This is a genomic window from Paenibacillus harenae DSM 16969, from assembly GCF_000422465.1.
GTDB classification, from domain to species: Bacteria; Bacillota; Bacilli; order Paenibacillales; family Paenibacillaceae; genus Pristimantibacillus; species Pristimantibacillus harenae.
Window position 1 is genome coordinate 392,589 of sequence record NZ_KE383844.1, and the last position, 25,273, is coordinate 417,861.

General features: G+C 52.4%; 16 protein-coding genes, 1 pseudogene and 2 other annotated features. Of the genes and pseudogenes, 3 read left to right on the forward strand and 14 right to left on the reverse strand.

Annotated elements, in window-relative coordinates:
- Positions 1 to 196: 196 nt before the first annotated feature.
- Positions 197 to 1,963 (reverse strand): ABC transporter ATP-binding protein, encoded by a 1,767-nt coding sequence (locus H581_RS0125830; protein ID WP_028612521.1) that lies wholly within the window; start codon positions 1,961 to 1,963, stop codon positions 197 to 199.
- A pseudogene (locus tag H581_RS35415) lies at positions 1,960 to 3,718 on the reverse strand (ABC transporter ATP-binding protein). Before H581_RS35415 ends, H581_RS0125830 begins: the two are co-directional and overlap by 4 nt.
- A 279-nt stretch (positions 3,719 to 3,997) precedes the next feature.
- On the opposite strand from H581_RS35415, the gene H581_RS0125840 reads away from it, so the two are divergent.
- Together H581_RS0125840 and H581_RS0125845 are read left to right on the forward strand one after the other, a co-directional pair.
- The gene (locus tag H581_RS0125840; protein ID WP_028612522.1) at positions 3,998 to 4,765 is read left to right on the forward strand and encodes an exodeoxyribonuclease III; all 768 of its coding nucleotides are present in this window, start codon (positions 3,998 to 4,000) and stop codon (positions 4,763 to 4,765) included.
- A gap of 416 nt (positions 4,766 to 5,181) precedes the next feature.
- Entirely contained in the window at positions 5,182 to 5,832 is a 651-nt protein-coding gene (locus H581_RS0125845) for a suppressor of fused domain protein (RefSeq protein WP_028612523.1), read from the forward strand.
- A gap of 350 nt (positions 5,833 to 6,182) precedes the next feature.
- Here H581_RS0125845 and murI read toward each other — a convergent pair whose 3' ends face one another.
- The gene (gene murI / locus H581_RS0125855; protein WP_028612524.1) at positions 6,183 to 6,956 is read right to left on the reverse strand and encodes a glutamate racemase; all 774 of its coding nucleotides are present in this window, start codon (positions 6,954 to 6,956) and stop codon (positions 6,183 to 6,185) included.
- Positions 6,957 to 7,189: 233 nt separating this feature from the next.
- Between murI and H581_RS0125860 the strand changes: the two genes are divergently transcribed.
- The gene (locus H581_RS0125860; RefSeq protein WP_028612525.1) at positions 7,190 to 7,462 is read left to right on the forward strand and encodes a hypothetical protein; all 273 of its coding nucleotides are present in this window, start codon (positions 7,190 to 7,192) and stop codon (positions 7,460 to 7,462) included.
- An 81-nt stretch (positions 7,463 to 7,543) separates the two neighbouring features.
- On the opposite strand, the gene H581_RS35420 is transcribed toward H581_RS0125860, so the two are convergent.
- The 11 genes from H581_RS35420 to H581_RS0125920 all read right to left on the reverse strand — a co-directional run bounded on the left by H581_RS35420 (position 7,544) and on the right by H581_RS0125920 (position 25,057).
- On the reverse strand, positions 7,544 to 9,727 hold the full coding sequence (locus H581_RS35420; RefSeq protein ID WP_245600154.1) for a serine hydrolase domain-containing protein: 2,184 nt from the start codon (positions 9,725 to 9,727) through the stop codon (positions 7,544 to 7,546).
- A 572-nt stretch (positions 9,728 to 10,299) separates the two neighbouring features.
- Positions 10,300 to 12,090, reverse strand: a complete 1,791-nt coding sequence (locus tag H581_RS0125870; RefSeq protein WP_051251421.1) for an oligopeptide ABC transporter substrate-binding protein — start codon at positions 12,088 to 12,090, stop codon at positions 10,300 to 10,302.
- Positions 12,091 to 12,177: 87 nt separating this feature from the next.
- On the reverse strand, positions 12,178 to 13,083 hold the full coding sequence (locus tag H581_RS0125875; RefSeq protein WP_028612527.1) for an ABC transporter permease: 906 nt from the start codon (positions 13,081 to 13,083) through the stop codon (positions 12,178 to 12,180).
- A gap of 26 nt (positions 13,084 to 13,109) precedes the next feature.
- Positions 13,110 to 14,072: an oligopeptide ABC transporter permease gene (gene opp4B, locus H581_RS0125880; RefSeq protein ID WP_028612528.1), complete on the reverse strand. Its 963-nt coding sequence runs from the start codon at positions 14,070 to 14,072 to the stop codon at positions 13,110 to 13,112.
- A 5-nt stretch (positions 14,073 to 14,077) separates the two neighbouring features.
- Positions 14,078 to 15,013 (reverse strand): ABC transporter ATP-binding protein, encoded by a 936-nt coding sequence (locus H581_RS0125885; RefSeq protein WP_028612529.1) that lies wholly within the window; start codon positions 15,011 to 15,013, stop codon positions 14,078 to 14,080.
- Positions 15,000 to 16,016 (reverse strand): ABC transporter ATP-binding protein, encoded by a 1,017-nt coding sequence (locus tag H581_RS0125890; protein WP_028612530.1) that lies wholly within the window; start codon positions 16,014 to 16,016, stop codon positions 15,000 to 15,002. The genes H581_RS0125885 and H581_RS0125890 overlap by 14 nt, the downstream gene beginning before the upstream one ends.
- A gap of 839 nt (positions 16,017 to 16,855) precedes the next feature.
- Complete coding sequence (trpS, locus tag H581_RS0125895; RefSeq protein WP_036720086.1) at positions 16,856 to 17,848, reverse strand: tryptophan--tRNA ligase; 993 nt, start codon at positions 17,846 to 17,848, stop codon at positions 16,856 to 16,858.
- 135 nt (positions 17,849 to 17,983) lie between these two features.
- Positions 17,984 to 18,267: a binding site (T-box leader), on the reverse strand.
- 134 nt (positions 18,268 to 18,401) lie between these two features.
- Positions 18,402 to 19,136: a cyclase family protein gene (locus H581_RS0125900; protein ID WP_028612532.1), complete on the reverse strand. Its 735-nt coding sequence runs from the start codon at positions 19,134 to 19,136 to the stop codon at positions 18,402 to 18,404.
- Positions 19,137 to 19,374: 238 nt separating this feature from the next.
- Positions 19,375 to 21,051: a glutamine--tRNA ligase/YqeY domain fusion protein gene (locus tag H581_RS0125910; RefSeq protein ID WP_028612533.1), complete on the reverse strand. Its 1,677-nt coding sequence runs from the start codon at positions 21,049 to 21,051 to the stop codon at positions 19,375 to 19,377.
- A 90-nt stretch (positions 21,052 to 21,141) separates the two neighbouring features.
- Positions 21,142 to 21,394: a binding site (T-box leader), on the reverse strand.
- A 55-nt stretch (positions 21,395 to 21,449) separates the two neighbouring features.
- Positions 21,450 to 23,489: a hypothetical protein gene (locus H581_RS0125915; protein ID WP_156889694.1), complete on the reverse strand. Its 2,040-nt coding sequence runs from the start codon at positions 23,487 to 23,489 to the stop codon at positions 21,450 to 21,452.
- A gap of 284 nt (positions 23,490 to 23,773) precedes the next feature.
- Positions 23,774 to 25,057 carry an aspartate aminotransferase type Ic gene (locus H581_RS0125920; protein ID WP_028612535.1) on the reverse strand — a complete coding sequence of 428 codons (1,284 nt, stop codon included), beginning with the start codon at positions 25,055 to 25,057 and terminating at the stop codon, positions 23,774 to 23,776.
- Positions 25,058 to 25,273: the final 216 nt, after the last annotated feature.

Below are 25,273 nucleotides of genomic sequence, written 5' to 3' on the forward strand. Positions count from 1 at the left end.
TGTTCGCTCCTTTCACGCGCTAATCGTTGAATATTCGCAGTTTGTAAATTTACTGTAAATATACAGGATAGCACGCAAATCGGAGCATATCAAATCCTAGTTGCTGGAAAGGCTACAGGTTAACAGAGCCAGCTTTGAGCTGCCGTCGCTTCGCGTGAACCGTCAGCTGCATTTTCGTACCGTTCGGCGGTAAAGTCTATGAGCTGCTTTCATCGCCATGCCACAGCCTGCGGAACGACTCGTTCCCGGCAAGCAGCTCCTCGGCCGTGCCTTCCGCCTCGATTCTGCCGTCCTTCATTACAATGATGTGGTCGGCCTGCGCCAGGGCGGTCTTCCGATGCGAGACGACAAGGCATGTCGCGTCGCCGCGTTCGCGGAACAGGCGGGACCACAGCTTCTGCTCCGTCTCGACGTCGAGCGCGCTGGACAGATCGTCGAACACGTACAGCTCGCTGTCGCGTACCAGCATGCGGGCCGCTGCCGTGCGCTGCGCCTGACCGCCGGACAGCTTGACGCCGCGAGGGCCGATAACGGTATCGAGACCGTCCTGTAAATGACCGAGGTCGTCCTCCAGCACCGCCGTATGCAGCGCCCTCACCAGCTGACCGGACTTATCCGGATGGCCGAGCAAAATATTCTCGCGCAGCGTATCGCTGTAAAGCCTCGGCACCTGGGCGGTGTACGCGCTTCTGGGCGGGATGAAGAAATCGCCCGGCTCCTTCACTTCTTGCCCGTTCCAACGGACGGTGCCGCCGTCCTGCGGCAATAAGCCGAGCAGGGTTCGGACAAGCGTCGTTTTACCGGAGCCGATCGGTCCCGTAATGACGGTGAATGTCCCGCGCTTCAGTTCCAGGTCGATATCAGCTATCCCTCTTCCCGTCTCGGGATATCGATAGGTAAGCCCGCTCGCTTCTAGCCGTTCCAGCTTCTCTCCGGCAGACAGTTTCGCCGCGGTTGAAATCATTCCCTCATCTTGCAGATGCAAGGAATTCGGCGCCGTCAGCACATCGGCGGGTGCGCCTTGCAGAATGCCGGTCAGACGGAGAAGCGCGACCGCCATCTGCTTGAAATAAGTCAGAAACCTTCCGAAGTTCGAGATGAACTGCGTCACGAACGTTAAGTAATAGACGAACAAGGAGAAGTCGCCGACCGTAAATTCGCCGCCGCGCATTTTCTGCCCGGCGAGCAAGAGAATCAATCCCGTGCCGAGGTTGACGGAGTTGGAGAAAATCGAGTCCAGCGCTTCGGTCATCAATTTATCCTTCAGCATGGTCTTGCGGCGGTCGTCGTTCAGCTTCCTGAAGCGGTCGATGACGCGCTTCTCCGCGCCGGCCACTTGAATCGCCTGCACGCTGCCGAACATTTCGCTGATCGCGCCGGTTACCTTGGCCGTTGACTCGCGGCTGTCCGCGCGGTATTTCTGCAGCCGGGTTGTCGCCAGCTGCGCCGCCAAGACGACGATGACAAGCGGCAGAAACACAAGCATCGTCATTTGGGCATCGATGCGAATTAGAATAAAGCAGGAAACCGCGGCGAAGCAGGTCATGCCGAACACGTCGACGGACCAGCTCACCGCCTCCTCCGATTGATCCACGTCATCCCGGAAATGGCTGATCGCCTCGCCCGGTGAGCACGGAATCGCCCGCGCGCCCGGCTCCTTCAAGATATGCTCCAGCAAATTCCGGCGCAGCACCATGCCCATGCGGAACCGGAAATTCACATCGGTTATGAATCCAATCAGCACCATAGCGCTTCGGGCAAGCGCGGCGGCGAGCAGCAAGGCGATAAGCCCCCAGGTTCCGTAGCCGACTGCCGAGTCGATCGTCAAGGAATCAAAAAACGCTTTTGTAATCAGTCCGGGAAAAATCGGCATTAAATAAATAATCGTCCACATCAGCGCATTGGCGATATACCAGCCCCGGCGATAACAGATCAGCCGCCACATATACGTAAACGTAGTCATACGGTCACCTCCTCAAGACCTGCCGCGAGCATGCGGCTGAAGCGCGATTCCGGATCGGAAGCCAGCTTCGTCCGCGGACCGGCCTCTACGATGCGGCCCTGCTCCATAATAACGATCTGATCCGCCCGCTGAACGGTCGTAAGCCGGTGCGCGATAATGATACAGGTGCGGTTCGTCAGCAGCTTGTCGACAGCCTGCTCCAGCCGATGTTCCGTAAGCGGATCAAGGCGCGACGACGCTTCGTCCAAAACGACAACGCCCGGATCGGTGAGGAATACGCGGGCGAAGGCAAGCAGCTGCGCCTCACCGGCGGAGAGGCTCCCGCCTCCGGATGCCAGCGGCGTATCAAGGCCTTCCGGCAGCGACTCGTACCAGCCGCGCAGCCCAAGCTCGCGCAGAACGCCGATGATCGCTTCATCCGTAATGCGGTCGTCATAGAAGGTCAAGTTATCCCTTACGCTTCCTTGCAGAATCTCGATATTTTGCGTGACGAGCGCCGCCTTCGAGCGAAGCTCCGCCAGCTTGCACTCGCGAATGTCCGTTCCGGCGAGCCGAATGCAGCCCTGTTGCGGATCGTAGAAGCGGAGAAGCAGACGGGCCAGCGTCGTTTTGCCGCTGCCCGTTCTGCCGAGCAGGCCGAGCACCTCGCCCGGCTTTAAGCGCAGGTGGAGCTCCTTAAGCGTCGGTTGATCGTCGTAACCGAACGTTATGCCGTCCAGTTCCACGGACAATGGTCCTGCCGGCAGCTCCGCCCCGGGTCCGTCTTCAATCCGCGGACGCGTCGCAAGCAGATCCCGAATGCGGAGCAGACTGGCGTCCGCCTTCTGCAAATCCTCGATTTGCGTGCGGATCTTCTCGATCGGCTTCGCGAGGAGTTCCGTATAATAGAAGAATCAAATAAACCGTTCCGATGGAAATGCTGCCCGCCTTCCACAGATAAGCGCTGATGGCGAAAGCCATGGCATTGCCCAGCGCAAATACGATGATCGTCGTGATCCACATCGACGAGAAGCCGAGGAACGCGCTTCTCCGAAGCGGCAGCATGCGGCGCATTAACGAATAGAACCGGTTCATGACAAAGCCGGTCGCCCCGTTCGCGCGCGTATCCTCCGTCCCCTCCAGATGCTCTCCGACAAATCCGTAGAACTCGGCGTTGATTTGCCGCCACTTGGCCCATACCGGCACCGCGAATTTGCGGATCCATTGGATGACATACACCGCGAAGGCAACGAACAGCAGCATGCCCGCCCCGATCAGAACATTCTCGCGAAACAATAACACGATGATCCCGATCATAAGCAGCAAATTGCCCGCCAAATGGATAATAAAACTGGAGAAAAAGTTGGCAAGCGCATTCACGTCGCCGTCCACGCGCTCGATGATCGAGCCCGAGGTGTTCGATTTATGAAACGACATATCCAGCTTCAAGCAGTGCTCGGCCAGATCGCCGCGCAGCCGGTTCGTCGTGCGCCATGCGAGATTCTCGCCGGCATAGGTTGCTATGACGGATACGAGCTGCTGGATAAGCGAGAAGCCGATAAACAGCGCAGCCGCGTAATACAACGGTTCTAGCGATTTGTCCGATTGCGCCGTATCGATGAAATAACGGATGATTTGCGGGTTCACGAGCTGCAGGGCAATCGTCGTAAAAAGCAGGATCGCCAGCCCGATCAGCGCCTTCTTCTGCGGAAGCAAATACCGGCTCAGCATCGCATAGTAATGACCGATGGATTTAAAACCTTTTTTCTTGCTCATATGCGTCTCCTTTTAATTAAAGATGTATAAGTATAGCTACTCTATTCGAATCGGCGGTTGCCGTCGAACCATATGTAACGGTAGAGCTTCTGCCATGTTTCGAGTCATGCGACACGCTTCCTTCCCGGGCAAAACATATCCGCATTATAGCACATATGTTCGGTTTGCGGTTGTAAAATAAATCATTCAATTCCGAGATTATAGAGGAAAGTGTCTTCTCGCTAAATATGATAAACTATCATTAAAAAATGATAGAAATAACCAAGGAGATTGCAACCTATGAAACTGGTATCCTGGAATGTGAACGGTATACGAGCATGCGTGACAAAAGGCTTTATAGATTATTTTAAGGGAATGGACGCGGATATATTCTGCATTCAAGAATCGAAGCTGCAGGAAGGCCAGATCGATCTGGCGCTGGGCGACGGCTATTGGCAGTATTGGAATTACGCGCAGAAGAAGGGATACTCGGGAACGGCCGTTTTTACGAAAATGGAGCCTCTTTCCGTGCGGTATGGTTTGGAGGAGGATTCGGAGCCGGAAGGCCGGATTATTACGCTGGAGTTTGAACGCTTCTACCTGGTCACCGTCTATACGCCGAATGCGAAGCGCGATCTGTCGCGTTTGGATTACCGCTTGGAGTGGGAGGACCGGTTCCGCAGCTACCTTCTCGGGCTGGATGCCGTTAAGCCCGTCATCGTGTGCGGCGATTTGAACGTGGCGCATCAGGAGATCGACCTGAAGCATCCAAAGCCGAATATGGGCAACTCCGGCTTCACGCTGGAAGAGCGCGGCAAAATGACCGAGCTGCTCGGCGCGGGCTTCGTCGATACGTTCCGCCATTTCTACCCTGACCGGACGGATGTCTATTCCTGGTGGTCCTTCATGCCGAAGGTTCGCGAGAGGAACGTGGGGTGGCGCATCGACTACTTCCTCGCTTCCGAGCGGCTTCGCCCGTTGTTAACGGATGCCCGCATCGATACCGAGATTTTGGGCAGCGATCATTGCCCGGTTATTCTCGAGCTTGGCGATATCGACGCCGGCTAGGGGCGGGCCGGAAGGGCTGTTACAGCCTTCCGGCGGCTCTACAAGCGGTAGTCCACCATCTTACGCGTTCGACCAAACCTAGCTTTTCTGCGGGCTAGTCCCCTCTCGAACGCTTCCATTCGCCATGAACTCACTTATCCGCCTAGTCGTCGTCTCAAGCTTGCCAGTCTCCCTCCCACCGACTTTCTGCCTGTTAGCTGCCTTACGCGTCCGTCTTTTCACTTAACTCCAATAGAATTATTATAGACCGCCTCTACACGTACATTGCGTTTTCAGCAGCAGAATCAACATACGCTGCCGCCGTAATCCGAAAGACCTATGGACTTTGGATATACAAAATTTCCGGTAAAAGGAAGGAAAACGGAAAATTTTGTCGAATTCCACGTAGTCAAAATTAGGTTTGTGGAGGCGGTATAATGGTTCATTCAGAAGATCATTTCGAAAAAGTTTATAACCATGTAGAAAAATATATGGGTCCTATTGCAGGGGTTTACCGTGAACTGGTTCCGGACAGCTTATCGATCGATATTATAGTGGCGGCACCCACTTTAAAACGGAATCATTATACACTGGTAACATATGGCATGAGCAAATTGCCTATGAATGTCCCGGAAGGTGCTGAAGATTACCGTTTTGCCGAGCTTATGATCTGCCTTCCTCCAACGTGGAAAATTTCAGATGAGGCTTTTGAGGATGAGAGAAATTATTGGCCGATTCGCGAGCTAAAAACTTTGGCAAGATTTCCGCATGAGCATAATACCTGGCTGTATTTAGGTCATACCCTTGCGAACGGGGGAACTACAAAACCGTACAGTGAAGACGTGAAGTTTCAAGCCATGCTGCTTTCGCTTCCGGATGTGGAGGATAAGCAGGCATTTTTTAATTTAGAAATCGGCGAAAAGTCCGTGCACTTCTTCACGCTTGTTCCGATCTACCGGGAGGAAATGGAGTTTAAGTTGAAGAACGGCATGGAGGCTTTGTTTGCAAAGCTCAATAGAATTGGGACGGATGATGTCGTTAATCCAAATCGCAAAAATGTTTGCAAAAAAGTGTTTGGAATCTTCTAGCATACGATTTCACGATTAAAGAGGACTGCATCCGACAGTCCTCTTTTTCTTTTAAACATCTACTTCTATTAACCACAGGCTACAGCCTCTTGTTGGAGGAGCGTCAATCCTTATTTTTTTCGTCGCAGAAGCTTGACTCTCCCCAAGCTGATCCGCGACCACATCCACTTTATGAACGAGCACGGGCATTAAGTAACAGCTTCTGATTTTGCGGCGCGGACGAGCTTTTTTTCTCGGCGATGACTTCCCTCTGCACATGCTCGAAGGGCGGCAGACGGGGCTCGCGTGCTATCTGGCCGCGGCGGCGGACGCCTTCGCGCAGCAGCAATCCCAGCTGCATCTCAGGCAGGTTACATTTTACTTTGCAACAGAGCGAGCGCGGTCTGCATCTTGTCGATGTAGGCCGGGTCGCCGCCGGTGCACATAAGCTTCACGCTCCCGCTTCCCGCGCCGCCCGGAACGCCGTAACGGCTGATTAACGCGGACAGTCTCTTCACCGTGCCCAGATTGCCGTCGACAATCTCGATATGCGGCGGCAAGACCTCCCGGAGAATATCTTTATAGAACGGATAATGCGTGCAGCCGAGCACGATAATGCCGTATTCGTTCAAGTTGTAGCCGGACAGCTTCGAGAGGAAGTAATCGCCCATGACCTTGCGGTCGAACTGCAGCGATTCGCAATAATGAACAAGCTCCGGCAGCGGAAGAGAGTCCACCATTCCTTGCTCGTCCACGCGGGAGACGAGCGCGTAATATTTGGGCAGCAGAAGCGTCAGCGGCGTAGCGAATACGAGCACTCTTTTGCCCGTTGCGCGGATCATTTCCACCGCCGGCTTCACCGCCGGCTCCATTCCGACGATCGGGAGGGAGTACGCCTCCCTCAGCTCGTTGATCGCGATCGATGTCGCCGTATTGCACGCCACGACCAGCGCGTCGATTCCTTCCTTCATCATCATCCCGACGGTTTCGAAAATAAACGACTTCACCTCATCGTGCGGCTTCGTGCCGTACGGAACGTGGAGCCTGTCCGCCATATATAGAAAGTCATTATCAGGCATCATTCGGAGCGCTTCCGCCAGAACGGTAAGACCGCCGATCCCCGAGTCGAAAAAACCAATTCTCATGTGTCACCGTATCCTTACGTTTAATTATCGCTTCTCCTATATTAACTCATCGAGCACGTTCTGGACACCCTCGAGATTCCCGAGTCAACAAAAAACAGGCCCCTGAAGACAGAGGCCTGACCGATTGGCGCTCCAAGGTACCATAGAAACTTGGTACTATGGGGACGCAGAGTCCTGCTGTATAGTTAACTCATCCGAATGATGCTCGCAGATAGCCGAGGTGAAGATGCGCGGTGAAGTTAACAACGGTAAAGAGACAAGAGCTGCAAAGAAAAGCAGACATTCTTAAGCAATATGAGGTTTACGGTTATCAAGTGGCTTATTATTTACTCGAGAATGAAACGCTTGCCGCCGAAGCGGTCAGTCAGGCGTTAATCGAACTGATGCAAGACGATCAATTCTTCGATCAGCCCCAGCCCCTTCAGAAAGAAAAGACGAAGCAAACCTTTATGAAGCAATCGCTTCAAATCAGAATAGCAGCTGCTCGAACGCGGACGGGAACTTAATCCCCTGTCCGCGTTCTTTTGCTTGCCGCCATCGTTTCGCATGTATCATCCGCTGCTACCGCTGCGAGAGCAAAATCATTCTTACATCGCTTCTGAAGCTTCTGCAGCCTCTGCTTCTTGTTCTTCCACACCTTCTGCACCTTCTGTACCTTCTGCTGCTTCTGCCGCTTCGCCAGTCTGCTGCTTCATAAGCTCGGCGACGATCTGGTCCGTCGGTTGTGTAAACAGCGAATACGCGATAGCGGCTTCCTCCTGACGGCTCAGCGCCTGTTTGGAAAGGAAATCGACGGCGCCGCCGCTGTCAGCTTGGACCTCCGGTCCGTGGATGCCGAGAGCGACCATCATTTGCACCGCTTGGACCGCCCAAGCGCTGGTATCTCCGCCAAGCTTAACGCCGCTAAATAGCTCCGGCGAATACTGCAGGCTGTATAGGCGCCACAGCATGACGGCAGCCTCTTGCCGCGTAATGACGCGATCCGGCTCGAACAGTCCTGAGCTGCCGCCCTTCACCATTCCCAGCTCGTGTGCCATCTGAATGAATGCAGCGGCAGGATGTCCCTCGAGATCGGCAAAAGCAAGCTCCGTCGACGAGCTTCCTTTCAAGTTGCTCATAACGAGCATATCCTGCACAAACTCCCCTCTGGTCAGAGGCTGCTCCGGCATAAATTCCTCTGTCGCGTCATTCGGATAATAGCCGAGCGATTGAAGCGCAAGGATGTATTTGCCATAAGGGTGACTCGCATTCACGTCCGCGAAGCCCGCAGGCTGAACGCCCTTCTCCGCGTAACTAAACGGATTAAGATACGGTTCCTTCATATATAGAACGTTACCGTTCCCGTCCAGCTTAAACGCCGTGAATTGTTTGCTCAGCTGATCGACGAATAAATTCTCATCCACCTGCTGCAGCGGGCGCGGGCCGATATACGCATCCGAGATGACGAGTCCGCCTGCATCTTCCTTATTCAGCGAGGAAACCAAGCTGCTGAGCCGAAGATCGGCATAATAGCCGTCAAACTTGCCCAGCTCCCCGGCCGATTGCGGCTCGAAGGGCTCAAGCGCTGCCGGCGCAGCGTATTGCGGGAAGAACTTCTCGATAAATTGCGGATAAAATAAATTGCGCAGCACGCTCGTTTTATTATAAGTAAGGAATACGCCCGTGTTCTGCTCCGGAATAAGGAATAAATAAGAACTGAAGCCGGGCAGATCGCCGCCTTTGGTAATAATGCGGGAGCTGCTTCCCGCTCCCGGCAGCTGGAATGGCGCTTCGAAGCCATAGGTCGTATCGGGCAGCAGCGGGTGAATAGACGAACGGTACTGCTCCATCTGCCCTACCGCGTTCTCCGATAACAACCGGTTCGCGCCTGCAGCCCCGCCATTAAGGAAGGCAATCATAAATTTGCCGATATCTTCCGCCGTTGACAGCATGCCTCCGTGCGGCATGACCGTAGGCGTGAGGGTATACAGGTCTATCGGCTGACCCGCCGCATCGTAACCGACAGCCAGATTGTCCTTCAGCGCTCCCTCCAGCAGAAACCCGCTGTTACCCATGCCTAACGGCTGGAACACCTTGCTTTCCATATAAGTCTTATATGGCATGCCGCTTACCTCTTGCACAATGAGGCCAAGCAGCAGGGAGCCGAAATTGTCATACATGTACGAGCTGCCAGGCTCCCGGACAACCGGAGGCATATTTGCGCGGACATAATCTTCGATTTCGACGACTTTATCCAAATCGTTGTGAATGTCACCTGCCTGCGGGTCACGAATCTCGAACCCGGTCGTATGCGTCAGCAAATGCTCAATCGTAACCGGCTTGTCGAACGGATTGTCAAAGCTGAGATTCGCGACGTACTTGCGGAAGTCGTCCTGCAGGCTTATTTTGCCCTGCTCGACAAGCTGCATAATCGCAACCGCCGTAAAGGTCTTCGATACCGAGGCGATCCGGAACACCGTAGATGCCGGATCGACAGCCGTTTCCTTCGCTTGATCCGCATAGCCGTAGCCTTTCTGAGCGACGACTTGTCCATCCTTCACGATGACGACGGACGCTCCTGTGTACTGCGGCTTGGCGGACTCCGATGCAAAAAATTCTTCCAAAAAGGCGGCGGCATTCTCCGCGTTTAGCTCAGTCGGCTGCCCTGTACTGCCGTCGGCTGCGGCAGAGGCGGCCTGTATCGTAGAAGTAAGCATGAATAAGGTCAATAAAGCGGCTGTGAAGGTTTTCATCCATAGAGACGGTTTTCTCATATGCGTCAGCAAATTCAATGTAACGTTCACTCCATTTCCGGTTTTTATTTTCCGTTCTTAAGCGATTATAACGCTCTCTCCATCTCCCTTCACTCCCTATTAGGCGTTCATGAACGGGCATGGATTGCCGCAATAGTTTGCAATCGGCAATCGACATGACCCTCTATTTCTACGAAATACTGCGTTGATAGATTCACATTTTTTGAGAAAAACTTCCAGTCACCGTACTCATATAAAGATAAGCGACCGCGTTTAATGCTAGCTATATCGCCAAATCGAATGTATTGGGCCGCCTTAGTTTCCAAATTTGAAACTATTCGATTAAAGTTGAAGTCAATAATAATTTCAGTTTTTGACACTATATAAGTTGATCGAAAGAATCGCAGGACTGACCTTTTCGAACCATTCGGCTGCAACAGCGATCGTAAGAATGATTTTACTCCCGCAGCGATAGCTGCTGATGTGAATCATTTGTTTAACCTATATAACTAACAATACGTTTTCGTACTGTTTAAGCACTTGCAATTAAAAGGAGCCGCTCAGAAGGTAGACGAATCTACTTCCGGAACGGCTCCCTTGGCCGATGATTATTATTCCGCTACAAAAGGTTTATCCTGCGATACGGCCAGCTGGTGGAGATAGATGCCCGTTCCATCGCCAATCGCATAGTTGAGAATCCGCTTATTCACAGGAACGAGTGCGGCGCGGTAAAGAGTCGGGAATACGGGAATCTCTTCGACCATCAGCTGCTGCCATTCCTTATAAATGTCCTGGCGAACCTTCACGTCGAACGCTTCCTGAGAAACGCCTGCCGCAAGCAATTTATCCTGCTCTTCGCTCGCATACCGCGGGAAGTTGTAGATGGCGTCGCGACCGTACAATCCTGCCGGGTCAACGTCGATGCCTACTCCCCATGCGCCCTGATACACGTCTACCTTCGGATCGTCTTCGCCGTTCGCGCCGACCCGGTCGTAGAACGTATTGAATTCGACCATCTCCAGCTGAACGTTTAATCCGATCGCTTGCCACGATTGCACATAGTACCGGGCTAGAGGCTCTGCGATATCGCCCCCGGTCATCGAGATAAAGTTAATGACAAGCTCGCTTCCGTCCGGGTTGGTACGGTAGTCGCCGCTCAGTTTGTATCCGGCGTCGTCCAATATTTTCTTCGCCGCTTCCGGATCGTATTTAAGGCCCGGATTGGCGGAATCGTGATACTCCGGATGAGACGGCGGAATAAGCGTCGTTGCGTTCCAGCGCAGACCATGATAGAACCGTTTGCCGACCTGATCATTGTCTACGGCATGCCACATCGCTTTCCGCAGATTGATATCGGCCATTTTCGCCTTTTCATCCGGCGCGACTTTTCCGGCCTCCGCATCCCATTTGCCCAGCTTAAAGCCGATATACGTATAGGCGCGGTCGATTGCGCCCAGAAACTCTACGTTCGACATATCCGCATTGTCCGGGAACTGGTCGACCGGGAAGGAATCGACGAGATCGACGCTTCCGCTCTCCAGCTGCTGAATGACCGTGGTTGGATTAATGACCTTAAGGACCACTTGATCAAGGGCGGGCTCGCCGCGCCAATAATCCGTATTTTTGGTATACACGACCGATTCGCCCGGTACGATGCTTTCGACCTTGAACGGTCCGAAGCCAATCGGCTTCTCGCGCACCTCAGGCGAGGAGGAGATTTTGTCGACGGGCATATTGCCGAAAATATGCTTCGCGAGCGGGTAGCTCCATACGCCGCCGGTTAACAAAGAAGGCGTGGATTGAATATACGTGATTTTCAACTGTTTCTCGTTCAGTACTTCGATCCCGGAAATCGTATCCGCTTTGCCTTCATGGTATTCCGTCATCCCGACGATATTGGTGAAGTTGGAGTCGTAACGGGGACCGTCATATTTCGGATCGCCGATGACCTCATGGGCGAACAGCCAATCCTCGGCGGTTACCGGCTTGCCGTCATGCCAATTGACATTGTCTTTAATGGTGAAGGTGAACGTGCGTCCGTCCTCCGACACTTCATACGTGGCTGCGCCGTCATTCGTATATACGTAGCTCTTATCCCATGTCAGCAGCCCTTCGTCAAACCACCCGAGCACCTGCGAGTCCGGATCGCCGGAGTAGAAGTTCCAGTTCAGCGTTCCCTCGAACGGCGTATCGGACACGAGCCCGAACGTGATCGAGCCCCCTTTAATCGGTTCGCCTTCATTTTTCTTCACGTTGCTGAAATCTTCAATCGAATAGAGGCCGTCTTCAGCGGGCTTGGCGCTCTCGGTAGGCGCCGGACTGCTCTCCCCCTCTGTCGGCGACGGGCTGTTCGTGGCATTGCCGTTCCCGTTGTTGGATGAGCAGGCGGCTAGCATCATCATAAATACAAGAAGCAGCGGTACAAATAAAGACCCTTTTAACCTTGTTTTCTTCTTCAATCGATCTCCTCCTAACAAAATATGTGCCTCTTATCCCTTCCTTTGTCTTGCGTCTGTCGCTCGCTTTAATGCTTGACCGACATTGTTTATGCAAAGCATCAGTACCAGAATCAGTATCGATGCGGGTAACCATATCCACCATCTAAACTCCAGCGTTTGCGGGTTTCTGGCATAGCTGACGAGCGTGCCCAAGCTGGGCGTGCTTTCGGGAAAGCCGAACCCCAGGAAGGAAAGGCCGGATTCCAAGCCGATGTTGGCCGCCAAGTTCAAGGTCATCGTGACGATAATAATGGAGCTTAAATTCGGCAGCACCTGGCCAAACATGATTTTCAGATGCGAGGAGCCGACCGTCCGCGAGGCCTGCACGTACTCCAGCTCTCTTTCCTGCAGCGCTTTGGATCGGATTAATCTGGCGATGCCCATCCAGAGAAAGGCGGTCATGATGAGCGAGAACGATACGATGCCGTATTTCGGCACTGCCGTAACGAAGGCAATGACAACCATTAAGGTCGGCAATATCATGAAGAAATCGACAAACCGCATAAATACGTTATCTACCGTACCTCCGAAGTAACCGGAGGCGAGCCCGATCAGAATGCCGATCATCCCGGTAAGCAGCGTCACGATAATGCCGATCGACAGGGAATTTCGAGTCCCGATAATAAGCTGGCCGAACACGTCGCGTCCGCCATAATCGGTGCCCAGCCAGAAATCGGCGGAAGGCGGCTGATTCAGCGCGAAGAGATCGACGGTGACAATTTGCTTTTGGTCCAAGACAAGAGAAACGCCGTAGACGATCACGACGACCGCGCCAAGGAAAATTAAGGATGCAAGAGCTACCTTATCCCGAACGATCTCCCGCCACAGGATCTTCCAGCTTGACGGACTTTTGCCCGCATCCTGCGCCGCCGTTTGGTCCGCATATGTATTTCCCATTCGATTCACCTCAAGGTCCCGAGTTCTTATTTAATCCGAATACGAGGATCAACGGCGCTTAGGATCATATCCGACAGCAAAGCCCCGATTATGGAAGCTGCGCCGTACAACAGCACGAGCGCCGTCACTACGCTGAAATCCCGCAAAGAAATGGAGCTGAGGAACAGCTGTCCCATCCCCGGATAACTGAAGATGCTTTCGATAAACACCGTACCCCCGATTAACCCCGTAATTTCATAGCCGAAAAAAGCGGCGATCGGCAATAACGAATTCCGTAATATATGCCGGTTATAGACGCGCGCTTCCGACGCTCCCTTCGCTCTCGCGGTTATAATGAAATCTCTCTGCTTCGTATCGATGATTTCGCTCCGCAGCAGCTGTACGGTCGTTACGGTTGTAATCAGCGCCATAGACAGCGCCGGAAGCAGAATATGATAGAATTTGCTGACGACATGCTCCCAGGTTCCCGGCGTAAGGCCCGGCGTAACGCTCCCTTCGGTCGGAAACCAGCCGAAATGAAAGCCGAACGCCCACAGCATTAATAATGCGAAAATAAACAACGGGGCGGCAAAGCCCAGGTAGGTATAACCCGTAATCATGCGGTCTGCCCAGGTGTCGTGATAGCGGCCGCTTATAATGCCTAGCGGAATCGCGATCAGATAGGTGAGCACAAGCGTAAGCAGGGATAGCCAAACCGTGTTCATCATCCGCTGGCCGATTAAGTCGGCAACCGGCATTTTAAAGCGGAAGGATTGACCGAAATCACCTTGCAGCGCCTTCGTGAACCAATCCCAATACTGCACATACCAGGGATTGTTGAGGCCGAGCCTCTCCCTCTGCGCTTCAAGCGCCGCAGGATCGATGCTCGGGTCAAGCAAGCCCGTAAGCGCATCTCCCGGCATGGCTTTGGCCAGCAGAAAGACGAGAATGCTTAATAACAAAATTTGGGGAATCATGATGATCATTCTACGCGCCGTTGTTTTCCACATCGCCCTCACCCCTTCTCAGGCAAAGCCGCTAGATGTGTTTTCGAAACGGGTCTTAACGGATACGCCAGGCCTTCTTCGTCAAAATATTGCTCATAAGCCTGTTCATATTCCGCTTTGACGGCCTCGCGAAACTTGATCAGCCGCTCCCGCTTCGAAGGATCCATATCCGGTATTGCCGTTATAAGGCGCTTCGTATAAATATGCTGCGGATTCTCAAAAATATCTGCCGTTGTGCCCTGCTCGACGTATCTTCCTTTGTACATAATTCCTATATGATCACACATATGCCTAATAATCCCAAGATCATGACTAATAAAGAGATAGGTAAGCTTTAACTGCTTCTGGATATCCTTCAGAAAATTCAGTACCTGGGCTTGTACGGACACATCAAGCGCAGAGACCGGCTCATCGGCTATAATCAGCTTCGGCTTCAGCGCGATGGCCCTCGCAATGCCGATCCGCTGTCGCTGGCCTCCTGAAAATTCATGAGGGTACTTATGGATCGTTTCCGGACTTAGGCCTACCTGCTCCAACAGCTGCTGTACCCGGCGCCTCTCTTCCTGCGCGGACAGCTTCTCGAAATTGCGCAGCGGTTCTGCGACAATATCGAGAACGCGCTTCTTGGGATTCAAGGAAGAGTACGGGTCTTGAAAAATCATCTGGATGTCTCTGCGGAAGCCGGGGCGGCTCCGCACCCCGCCCCCCAGGATGGGCTTTCCTTCGAAGAGGACCGTCCCTGACGTAATCGGATTTAAACCGATGATCGCCCGGCCTGTCGTTGTTTTGCCGGAGCCGGATTCGCCGACAAGACCGTAAGTCTGGCCCTGCTCTATCGCCAGCCGGATACCGTCCACCGCCTTGATCGACCGGAGCTTCCGGTTAAAAATTCCGCCGCGGACCGGGAAGTGGACCTTCAAATCCTGTACCTCAAGAAATGGCATGACGGGCACCCCCCTCCTTCTGATCGGGAAAGCGAAAGCTCTTGTAGCAGGTGCATCTGACAAAATGGCCCGGCGCGATCTCATGCATGCCCGGCTGCTCCTCATGCGCCGATTCGTCGATCCAGGGAATTCGCGTTCGAAAGCGGCAGCCTTGACGGGGGAGATTTTGCAGGGATGGAACAATCCCTTGAATGACATGGAGCCTGGACTTCGCTGATCCGGCGGACGGTATGGACTGCAGCAGCGATCTCGTATAGGGATGCCGCGCATCGGACAGCAGGGTGTAAATATCGGCGATCTCGACGATCTGTCCGGCATACATGACCGCCACGCGGTCCGCCATTTCGGCAACGACGCCCAAATCATGCGTGATCAGCACAACGCCTGCCTCGCTGTCATTTTTCAACCGTCGAATAAGTTCTAGAATTTGTAATTGTATCGTAACATCAAGAGCCGTAGTCGGCTCATCGGCAATCAGCAGCTTCGGCTCGTTCGCAATCGCGATGGCGATGACGATCCGCTGCCTCATACCGCCGGATAATTCATGGGGAAACAGCTCGTAGGTATGCTCCGGACGAGGAATGCCTACTTTCGTAAGCAGGTCGATAACCTTTCGTTTTCTTTCTTTGGCCGATACCTTCGGGTGATGGAGGAGAATGACTTCTTCGATCTGGGAACCGACAACCATGAGCGGATTTAGCGCCGATAACGGGTCCTGGAAGATCATGCCCAGCTCGTTCCCGCGCAGCTTGTTCAGCTTCGAAGGAGGAAGCGCGGCAATATCTTGTCCTTTGTAAAAGATACTCCCCTCGATCCTCGCCCTCGTATGCAGGCCCATAATCGAAAAGGCAAGCGCGCTCTTGCCCGAGCCGGACTCGCCTACAATCGCTAGAATTTCATTCTTTCTCACCGTCAGCGAAACGTCATCCACCGCCGCGTAATAATCATCTAAAATCCGGAAAGAGGTTGTCAGATTTTCAATTCTCAATAATTCTTCATTCAATGTAATCCCCCTTGCGAATCGGACATAGATCGTTTAATTATCAAAAAATTCTGAAAACTATAAACATAACAAGGTTTTGATAGAAAATAGAACATCGGGCTTCCATTTCTTTAAGCATATGCCATATCTTAATACTAGATTAATATACTGTCAAGTATTAACAAATATAACAATTTAACTGTTTTTTCGACACCATTCTACATGTTATTCGACACTCTTCCTGTTACTTGGAGACTAGCAAGTATAGTAAAAGCGTTCGTTAATTCGAATCCAACGCTTCCGGCGCAGGTCAGCCTTAAACGTGGATGATACCGCGCCTATTACGCAGGCGCTGCGGGGATAAACGGAAGGAGCGCCTGTAAATAAAAACAGCCGATCACGGTTGTACCCGGTCGACTGTTTTCACTATTCCATGCACTTTCTTCGGCTCTCTCAAATCGGCTGCGATGATCAAATTGGAACGCATGTCATCTCGATCATAGACGGGATGACTACGGTCTCGCTATAATGGATTTTATCCAGCATAGGAGGCTGTTTTAGTCGATCCCCGTGGCTATATTGTATTTCATCCAGCGAAAAACTCTATATAGCGCCATTTGAAGACAGGAACCCGAATTACACTGTACAGAATCCAGTATAACTCTAGGAACCTGTCATAAATGAGCTACTATCATGGACAAAATCCACTATAGGATCTAATTGTGTAAAACGGCCCGCTCTTCTCCCCTCCGTCCGTACAACCGCCGATTCTTTTTAAGGGTACGATGCATTACGCCTTATTTCCCGCGCAGAGGTATCATTGTTCCAGATATGACAATCCAGCTGCGCGGGAATTTTTTTCAGTCAAAGTAGTTAAGACACATCGCTTCGCGTACCTCCCGCATCGTCTCGCGGGCAATTTCACGGGCCCGATTCGTCCCGGTCATCAGAATTTCATCGACCGCCTTCGGTCTCGACGCATAATAGGCCCGCCGTTCCCGCATCGGTTCAATTAGCTGCTCCACAGCCTGCGTGATTAACTGTTTACATGCTGAACAGCCTAAGCTCCCCCGCTCGCAGCCTTCTCGGATCTCAGCCGATTCTTGAGGACGAAACGCGCGGTGGTAAGCGTAGATCGGGCATATATCCGGATGGCCCGGATCCTGTTTATGCACGCGCGCAGGGTCGGTCTTCGCTCTCCGTATCTTGAATGCGATCTCCTCCGTCGTGGAGTCGAGCTCGATGGCGTTGCCAAGGCTCTTGCTCATCTTCGCGCTTCCGTCCGTTCCCACAAGCCGCGGCATATCGCCTACGAGCGGCTTCGGCTCCACAAGGATCGGCTGGTACAGCTCATTGAACCTGCGTACGATTTTGCGGGACAGCTCCAGATGCGGAAGCTGGTCGTCCCCCACCGGCACGATCGATGCCTTGCAAAAGGCAATATCCGCCGTCTGGCTGACCGGATAGCCGAGAAATCCGTAGTACATGTCGTCCAAGCCGGCCGATTTCGATTCCGCCTTGATCGTCGGGTTATGCCGCAGCGAATTAACGGTGACGAACATCGAGAATAGAACCGTCAGCTCGGCGATCTCCGGCACCATGGACTGCACGAAAATCGTAGTCCGGTCCGGATGGATCCCAACGGATAAATAATCGAGCGTAATGTCCCGCAGATGGCGCCGGATTAATTCCTTTTTGTCAAAATGGGTGGTCAACGCCTGCACATCCGCAAGCAGCACGAAGGTCTCATACTTATTCTGCAGTGCAACGCGATTGCTCAGACTGCCGACGTAATGGCCAAGATGAAGCTTGCCGGTCACCCGGTCCCCTGTCAATACCCGTTCTTTGATCATTGAACATCCTCCTCAAATGTTTGCGCAGCAAACATATCTTCGAAAGCATTTGCTTATTTGGTTGAACATTGAACCGCCGCCACCAACCATCCTCCATGGCCATCACCCCCTTTCAAATGCAAAAAAACCTCATCCAATAAGGACGAGGTTATCGTGGTACCACCTTAATTAACCGATCGCCGCACTGCATGCAGACGTTCCGATCATCTCTAACCGGTGCGGAGACCCCAAATCGCGATCTCGATACCGTTCCCATGATAACGGCGGGAAACCCGGCATTCTCCTACTGCATCCAACGATGGTTCGGCGAAGCAACTCCGAAGGCCATTCGATCATACGCCGGACACCGGTTCACAGCAACCACCGGCTCTCTGCAGTCCATACTCGCATGCCTACTTACCCTTCTTCTGCGTTGTTTCTTGATATGTGTAAGATGTTACTGCATATTGATTATCCCGTCAATATCCAGCTGGATGAAGTTGAACAAGAGCTGTACCTTACGGGCGAATGAAGCTTTAGCAAAGACTGCTGAACTCTACCGGCCGGTATTACGTCACGGAACAAGAGCGATGGCGCGGATCGGCGAACCGCTTCCGCCCGCGATTTTGAGCGGCATCGCCATAAAAAAGCAGACGGGCGGCAGCTGCTCGAGCCGATTGAGACATTCGATTAAATAAATGCTTCTCAACACCTTCCGGTGGAAGTAGCAGGTGCCCGCTACGCCGTCTTTCACCGGCGTGCCCACGGCGGCGGTATCCGTACCGACAGCCCTGACCTTGCGCTCGATGAAGAAATCAGCCGCGTCCTCCGTCATCCCCGGCTGATTATCGGCATAGTAGCTCCACTCCCTGGAGGATGTCCAAAATTTCATCCAGCCGAAATGAATGAGGACGATATCCCCTTCTTGAATCGTCGTATTCGTCCCGTCCAATACCGATTGAATATGCGCCATCGTCGCCCTCTCGCCCGGCTGCCACTCTCTGAAGGTCAGATCAACGACCACGCATCTTCCGATTACCGCGTCAGGCGGTTCATGCTCAATCGTTCGTCCGGACAAGTCGCCGTGAACATGATAAGGAGCGTCGATATGTGTCCCGGTATGCTCGGCAATCGTAAGAAGCTGGTTCGCGTAACCGTCATGCTCGTGCGTCGCCGCGGGACCGATCATAAGCGGAGGATGGGACGGCCACCTCGGAATTCCCGGTTCCAGTAGGACGGATAAGTCGACTGTCTTTGAGGAACGAACAAGGTTATGAAGGATATCGATTGGATTTTCTTCTTTATTCATGGCTGCGGCAGCTCCTTCGTTTCAGGATAAAAAGCGCTATCTTCCCCATCATAGCATCCGATATAAGCGGATACCAGCATGCACAGACAGCATCCCAGGCGCATATCGCGCCGGGGATGCTGCTTCAACTTCACCTTTGGTTCTGCACGAAAACGTAATGAACGGACGATCACTTCGGCGCGAAGAGACCCTTGTACTTCTCGTTGATCGCATCCGTAATCGCCTGGCCGTTTTACGTTCACTTTTTATTCCATGTATCCTTTAACGGGACGATACGGTTGAATACGAGCCGGCCGGATGCCGTGTATTTCGGGTCTGCGCAAAAATAGCCATGCCGGAAAAACTGCATTTTGTCCTCCGGACGCCTATGCAAGACGGATGGCTCAACCCTGCAATCCTTCCATACTTGAAGCGAATCCGGGTTAATGACCTGCTCCCAGGCTCCCTCCTCGGTCGGTATTTCATCATGAAGCAGCAGCCTGTCATACAGATAGACATCGGCCTTGACGGCATGCTCCGCCGATACCCAGTGGATCGTTCCCTTCACCTTACGGCCCGCAAACCCGATTCCGCTCTTCGTCTCCGGATCATAGGTACACCGCAGCTCGGTGATTTCACCCGTTGCCGGATCCTTGACCACTTCCTCGCATCGGATGAAATACGCCCCCTTCAGCCTCACCTCCGCGTTCGGCGCAAGCCGGTGGAAGCCCTTCGGCGGCTCCTCCATAAAATCCTCGCGTTCGATATAGATTACGCGGGAGAAAGGAACCTCCCGGCGGCCCAGCGACTCATTCTCGCTATTGTTCTCGATGGACAACAGCTCCGTGCTTGCCTCCGGATAATTGGTGATGACCGCCTTCAGCGGCCTAAGCACGCACATGATGCTGTTCGTCTTCGCCTTCAAATCCTGCCTGAGCGCATGCTCGAGCATCGAGATATGAACCGTGCTTTGGGTCCGGATACCGCCGATTTCCTCAATGAAGCTCCGGATGCTGTCCGGCGTGAAGCCTCTTCTTCTCAGCCCCCGGACCGTAGGAAGCCGCGGGTCGTCCCAGCCGTCCACATAACCGCCCTCCACCAATTGCCGCAAAAACCGCTTGCTCGTCACTACCCCCGTCAGGTTCAATCGTCCAAACTCTCTTTGCCGCGGCGGTTCCGGGATATCGAGCTCATTCAGAACCCACTCATACAGCGGCCGATGGTCTTTGAATTCTATGGAGCATAGGGAGTAAGTGATACGCTCAATCGTGTCTTGGATCGGGTGAGCAAAATCATACATCGGATAGATGCACCACTTACTCCCCGTCCGGTAATGCTCCGCATGGATAATCCGGTAGATGACCGGATCCCGTAAATTGATATTCGGGGAGGCCATATCGATTTTCGCGCGAACGACCTTGGATGAAGCCGGGAACCCGCCGTTTCTCATCTTCATGAACAGCTCCAGATTCTCTTCAACCGAACGGTCCCGGTACGGACTATTCCTGCCCGGCTCCGTCAACGTTCCGCGATATTCGCTTACTTCCTCGGGCGTTAAATCGCATACGTACGCCTTCCCTATCTTCATCAATTTCACCGCGGCGTTAAAGATTTCATCCGAGTAATCCGAGCCGTAATAGATATGGCTGCCCGGGTCGTAACCGAGCCACTTGATGTCCTCGATAATCGCGTTTACATATTCGATATTCTCTTTAAGCGGATTCGTATCGTCAAAGCGCAGATGAAAATTGCCGTTGAACGTTTTGGCAATCGTATGGTTCGTGTGGATCGCGTAGGCGCTTCCGATATGCAGATAGCCGTTAGGCTCCGGCGGAAACCGCGTGCGCATGTTCCTGCCGAATGCTCCTTCCGCAAGCTCCGATCCGATCAGTTTGTGCAAGAAATGCTCGGAATGAACATCCTTTTCATTATCCATGCCTGCTCCTCCTTGTTAGCTGAGTGATAAAACTAAGCATCCAAGCTTTCTATGCCATAAAAAAAAAATTTCACCTCCAAGACTTCGCGTCTTGGGGACGAAATTTTCGCGGTACCACCCCAGGTTCGTTAATATGTCGCCATATTAACCTCTTCAAGTACGGCATGATCCTCCATGCTTATACTCTAGCTCTATAACGGGAGCTCCCGTCACGCCATCCCCGGCTAAGGTTCCAACGTGCTGCTCAGAGGCTTGGTTCAAGAAACGATCTTTGCTCCTTCTCAGCCGCCGGAGCTCTCTGTATAAAATTTCGTCCCTCTACTCTTCTCTTCATCGCGTTTGAATATTGCTTCTATGGTAGCAAACCGACCTATATTTGTAAACCGCGCTGCGGCAGCCTACATTCCGTACCGCCCGAGCAGCTCGCGGTGGCGGGCTTTCATCCGCAAATAGCTCTCCGCCGCGGCGCCGTTGCCCCAATCGAATATCGTAAATTCGCCGATGCCGAGCCCCTTGTCGTCAACCTCTCCCGAATGGCCGTAGTTCTCCATCATGAAGCCGTAATCCTGTTCGTTGAAGAAGGGATAGACCTTCTCCCACTGCTCCTTCGTCCGCTCGTTCTCGGGACAATACATCATTACGAATGCGCAGCGCAGAGCTGCCAATCCCCTTTCGATATATTCCTCCCGCTGCAGAACGATGCCGTACTCGAGGATGATTTCCGCGAATAAGCTCTGTCTCGCGTCATTCCACTCGCCGTCGCTGTTCATGACGCCGAATCCGCCCAGCGCGTTGACATGAATATAAGGCGGCTGCCAGGAGGCCTGCGTCATCAGCAGTTCGTCCAAGCACCTCTCCCCAATGGTCAGATACCTGCTCTCGCCCGTGTATTGATAACATCTGAGGAAAGCATCGGCACACCAATAGATTGAGAAATTGCATTGCTTGTACATATTATTTCGGATAAATTTGTGCCCGACATGCTCCGCGCTGCCGAAAGGCGAGCAGGACCAGTAGGTTTCGAAATCCTCCCAACGGCCAACCGGAACGACCTCGCCCGCCGTTACATCCGCCGCCTTGACGGCGGCGTCCGCATAATCGAACCGGCCCGTAATCGCCGCAAGCTTCAGCAGCAGCGTCACCGATAACGCCGTTTCCGGCGAATCATGCAGGATGTCCAGCGGCTGCAGCGTCACATAATCAAGCCAAGCCGGGAAATAACCGCGCTCGTCCTGCAGCCCGATCAGCGCATCCGCGTAGTCTACGGCATACTGAAGCAGCCTCTCGTCCTGCTCCAATTCCTCATACCACTTCACCATCCACAGCGCCGTCCAGCTCATATCAAGCACATGATAAGGAGCCGATCTCACGGTTTGCCAAGGCTTCACCGGGTTCCGGTTAGAGTTGCCCCAATAGGCCGTATCCCAGCCCTTCGACCGATTAAGCAGCAAGCCGTTCTCTTCGACCTGCTCCATCTCGGTTGCGATCACCGCAGGGAACAATCCCTCCCGCTGAGGAGCGGATAACGCCAATTCCTTGGTCAGCCTCGCCCTCTCGAGCATAGATTCATCCTTCGTTTCCAAACCGTACCGGTATACGCCATGCGCGGAACGAAGCGAGCTGAACCACGCCTGGTTCCAGATCGAGAGAAACTCTCGCTCGTTAACGGGTCCCGGGTAATTCGGGCTCTGCGTGTAATTGACGATAAAAGCAGCCGCGCCCACTTCCTTGCCGTCCAGTCGAAACTGCTGCCATACGCTTTCACCCCACGTTTCAAAAGCCCAGCGATACGTATACTGCACCAGCTTCATCAGCGGCAGCTGAAGCGGTGCCCCTTCTTGAAACAACGGGCCGCCCCATTTCTCCCACATCAGCTGAAGAACGGGGCGCCAAGGATTTTGCAGCACCTCAGGCTCATCGAAAGTGAACAAATAGAAGCCGAAAGCCACTGTGCCTGCCGTATATTGCGCTCCCGGCTTCCTCCGGTACAGGACATGCTCCTTCACCTCATATTGACTCATGCCGAGCGTGAGCACATTGCGCACCGCATCATTATCCATATACCACCTGACGTCCTGACCCTGCAGCATCAAGTCCAGATCCGGCATCAGCATCAGCGTACGCTGTTCATCCTGCACAATGAGGGCGGGAGAACGAAAGCTGTGCTGGTCGATAATATGATCGTCCGTCGGGGTCAGATGCGGCGCCCAATGAAAGGTTGGAGTAAACGCGGGCTCCACCGTAAGGCGCCAGTCATCCTGCCGGACAGGCTGTTCCAATTGAAAGGTTAATCGGATTCGGAGCACATTCGGACCCAGCCGCTCCTGTTCGACTTCCGGGCGAACCGGGCCGATCGTCCCGTATGAAATTTGATTGACGTACTGGCCAAGGTCATGATCCCCTTCCAGATCCAGTACAAGCTTCTGTTCATTTTCCACAATGACTTCCTCCTACGATTAATGCCATCTTAGATCTGCCTATCCACTATCCTCTAACACCTGACATAATGAGCCTCAAGCGAAGGGAATAGGACATGCTGCACCTCGTTTCTTTTTGAAAAGCAGATCGTGTAAGCGGTTACGAAAGACTATTTCCGTCCCCCGTTTGGCACTCATTGTACAACATAATAAACGCCGTGCAAACAGAATCTCTCGTTCTGTCTGCGTGGCGTTTATCTATTAATTGCGCTTTACACTGTAGGACGGCATCGCTCTTGAAGCAGCTATCTTTCCGTTAGAATTTTATCAATACTTGCCAATTGAATACAAATACATAATACCTCGATTGATTTCTCCAGTTCTTTCAAAGAGGGAAAGGTAGGGGCTATGCGTATATTACGGTCAAGCGGGTCTTTGCCGTAAGGAAAAGTCGCTCCGGCCGCAGTCAATGTAACACCGGCTTCGGCGGCCATCTTCACAACGATCCTGGCGCAACCGTCCAATGTATTCAGACTAATGAAATATCCTCCATTTGGTTTGTTCCAGGTTGCAATATTCTTCCCGCCCAGCTCTGACTCTAATTTATTTAGGACCATCTCAAATTTGGGTTTAATAATAGCCGCATGTTTTTCCATGTGTCTACGTACATGATCCATATCTTTCAGAAATCGGACATGCCTTAGCTGGTTGATCTTATCGGGACCAATTGTCTGGACAGCAATCTGTTTCCGAATATCAGTTACGTTTTCAACGCTTGCTGCCATTGCAGCAACACCGGCTCCAGGAAAAGTAACCTTGGAAGTCGAACAAAATATAAAAACACGGTCGGGATTTCCGGCCTCTTTACATGCATTTAGGATATTTTTCAAATAATCGGGTTTGTCAGTCATATGATGTACAGTATAAGCATCATCCCAGAAAATTCTAAAATCTCTTGCCTTCGTTTTCATATTGGCAAGCCGGTCGACCGTCTGATCCGAATAAGTGATTCCATCGGGGTTGCTGTATTTTGGAACGCACCAAATTCCTTTAATTGTATCGTCTTGGTCGACAAGCTTTTCAACTGCATCCATATCCGGTCCGTCATGAAGCATATCCACTGCAATCATCTCAATATTTAATAATTCACATATCGCAAAATGTCTGTCGTAACCTGGACTTGGGCATAAAAACTTAACGGCAGATTGTTTCCCCCACGGCAGCCCGCCGCCATAAACACCGTGAAGCATTGCTCTGCTTAAGGTATCATGCATCATAGCAAGACTCGAGTTGCCCCCGATTATGATTTCATTTGAACGAACTTCAAGTATTTGGGAAAATAACTCTTTAGCTTCGGATATCCCGTCAACACCGCCGTAATTAAGAAAATCCGAACCGTCCAATCCCTTGGATGTGACTAAATCAAGCATGCTTTTGGAAAGTTCAAGCTGTTCCGGACACGGTTTCCCTCTGGACATATCCAATTTCATTGTCTGATTCTTATACTCGGCATATCTTTCTTTAAGAGATACATCATGCTTGTTTAATTCCGCTCTATTCATGTTCCAAAAATCAGTACGATTTCCCATGCGCCAACTCTCCCGTCAGAGAAAATATGATGAACTCCATTACAGCTAATTATAATAAGAGTACTAATATAAATGAAATTCATATTTATAATATCAGATATAAATGGGATTAATGGATAGATGGCTGGCAAGGGTTTTCATAAATAGCGTCGAACCATTCGGCAGCCTTTCCGGGGTTGAACTATCGTGCAAAAAGTTCAGCGCGTCCACGACTTT

Excerpts from the sequence above, each read along its gene's own strand:
- H581_RS0125875 (WP_028612527.1), bottom strand. The coding sequence starts at position 13,083 with ATGGGAAATACATATGCGGACCAAACGGCGGCGCAGGATGCGGGCAAA.
- opp4B (WP_028612528.1), bottom strand. The coding sequence starts at position 14,072 with ATGTGGAAAACAACGGCGCGTAGAATGATCATCATGATTCCCCAAATT.
- murI (WP_028612524.1), bottom strand. The coding sequence starts at position 6,956 with ATGAGAATTGGTTTTTTCGACTCGGGGATCGGCGGTCTTACCGTTCTG.
- H581_RS0125830 (WP_028612521.1), bottom strand. The coding sequence starts at position 1,963 with ATGACTACGTTTACGTATATGTGGCGGCTGATCTGTTATCGCCGGGGC.
- H581_RS0125920 (WP_028612535.1), bottom strand. The coding sequence starts at position 25,057 with ATGGGAAATCGTACTGATTTTTGGAACATGAATAGAGCGGAATTAAAC.
- H581_RS0125900 (WP_028612532.1), bottom strand. The coding sequence starts at position 19,136 with ATGAATAAAGAAGAAAATCCAATCGATATCCTTCATAACCTTGTTCGT.
- H581_RS0125870 (WP_051251421.1), bottom strand. The coding sequence starts at position 12,090 with ATGATGATGCTAGCCGCCTGCTCATCCAACAACGGGAACGGCAATGCC.
- trpS (WP_036720086.1), bottom strand. The coding sequence starts at position 17,848 with ATGATCAAAGAACGGGTATTGACAGGGGACCGGGTGACCGGCAAGCTT.
- H581_RS0125845 (WP_028612523.1), top strand. The coding sequence starts at position 5,182 with ATGGTTCATTCAGAAGATCATTTCGAAAAAGTTTATAACCATGTAGAA.
- H581_RS0125910 (WP_028612533.1), bottom strand. The coding sequence starts at position 21,051 with ATGGATAATGAAAAGGATGTTCATTCCGAGCATTTCTTGCACAAACTG.
- H581_RS0125840 (WP_028612522.1), top strand. The coding sequence starts at position 3,998 with ATGAAACTGGTATCCTGGAATGTGAACGGTATACGAGCATGCGTGACA.
- H581_RS0125885 (WP_028612529.1), bottom strand. The coding sequence starts at position 15,013 with ATGCCATTTCTTGAGGTACAGGATTTGAAGGTCCACTTCCCGGTCCGC.